This window comes from Psychrobacter proteolyticus, assembly GCF_038155145.1.
Lineage (GTDB): Bacteria > Pseudomonadota > Gammaproteobacteria > Pseudomonadales > Moraxellaceae > Psychrobacter > Psychrobacter proteolyticus_B.
Window position 1 is genome coordinate 1 of sequence record NZ_JBAKAY010000259.1, and the last position, 208, is coordinate 208.

1 protein-coding gene is annotated in these 208 nt (G+C 35.6%); it reads right to left on the reverse strand.

Annotation, left to right across the window (positions count from 1 at the left end):
- Positions 1 to 125, reverse strand: a 125-nt coding sequence (locus V6252_RS13755) for an EVE domain-containing protein (RefSeq protein WP_341610796.1), incomplete at its 3' end; no start/stop codon positions are given.
- Positions 126 to 208 lie beyond the last annotated feature (83 nt).

The following is a 208-nucleotide window of genomic DNA, read 5'->3' on the forward strand; positions in this document are numbered from 1 at the left end:
ATATCATCACGCATAAAATTACGCGCACGGTAGTTCCGAACGCCGTCCCAACCGTCGGTGCCCAAGCGCTGCAAATCTTTAATCCCAAAAAATTTAGGGTTGGATTTCATTAACAAATACGCCATATATATGTCCTTTGTTTTTTTATTTATTTTTCAATTATTTCTTAAAACTACCAAGGTTAGTTTTTCTTAACTGATTCTCAAAC